1 protein-coding gene and 1 pseudogene are annotated in these 1,044 nt (G+C 62.4%); both read right to left on the reverse strand.

Annotation, left to right across the window (positions count from 1 at the left end):
* Window positions 1-229, reverse strand: a pseudogene (locus U5782_RS41245) (4-hydroxy-2-oxovalerate aldolase); the annotation flags it as partial.
* Window positions 230-233: 4 nt separating this feature from the next.
* Window positions 234-1,044, reverse strand: an 811-nt coding sequence (locus U5782_RS41250) for an acetaldehyde dehydrogenase (acetylating) (protein ID WP_322049620.1), incomplete at its 5' end; no start/stop codon positions are given.

Below are 1,044 nucleotides of genomic sequence, written 5' to 3' on the forward strand. Positions count from 1 at the left end.
CGACCACGTCGGCGACCGCTTCGATCCACTCCAGGTCGCTATGCGCACCGAAACCGTAGTTGAAGCTCGAACCTTGCAAGCCGTCGCCGTGCGCGACTTCGATGCTGTCGACTTTCGCGCGATCCAGCGCGCGTGCGATGTCCTGCACGTTCTGGATCGAGTATTGATGACGAATCGCGTGGCTGCCGTCGCGCAGCGTGACGTCGGAGATATAGAGTTTCTTGCTCATCGCTTTACGCTCCTTGCACGCTCAAGAGCGTCTGCGCCATGCGTTCGGCGGTGGCGAGCGCGGCGGAAGTCATGATGTCGAGATTGCCTGCGTAGGCGGGCAGATAGTGCGCGGCGCCTTCCACTTCGAGGAATACCGAAGTCTTCAGGCCGCTGAATTGGCCGAGGCCCGGAATGTTCAGCGGCGCGCTCGCGGGAATTTCATCGAACTGCACTTTCTGCTTGAGGCGATAGCCGGGCACATACGCATGCACTTTCGCCACGGTTTCTTCGATCGAACGCTCGACGGCATCACGGTCGGCCAGCGCCGAAAGCGTGTACACCGTGTCGCGCATCATCACCGGCGGCTCGGCCGGATTGAGCACGATGATGGCCTTGCCCTTCGCCGCGCCGCCCACCGCTTCGATCGCCTTAGAAGTCGTCTCGGTGAATTCGTCGATATTCGCGCGCGTGCCCGGCCCCGCCGACTTGCTGCTGATCGATGCGACGATTTCCGCGTAATGCACCTTCGCCACGCGCGAAACAGCTGCGACGATCGGAATGGTTGCCTGGCCGCCGCACGTGACCATGTTCACGTTGGGCGCGTCGATATGCGCATCCAGATTCACGACGGGCACGCAATATGGGCCAATCGCAGCAGGCGTCAGATCAATCACGCGAATCGACGGCTTCAGCTTGCGCAGCAGCGCGTCGTTCTTCACATGCGCACCCGCCGACGTCGCGTCGAACACGAAGTCGATTTCGCTGAACACGGGCAGGCGCGTGAGTCCTTCCACGCCTTCGTGCGTGGTCGCCACGCCCAGACGCGCGGCGCGT

It is taken from the genome of Paraburkholderia sp. J67 (assembly GCF_905220265.1).
Taxonomy (GTDB): domain Bacteria; phylum Pseudomonadota; class Gammaproteobacteria; order Burkholderiales; family Burkholderiaceae; genus Paraburkholderia.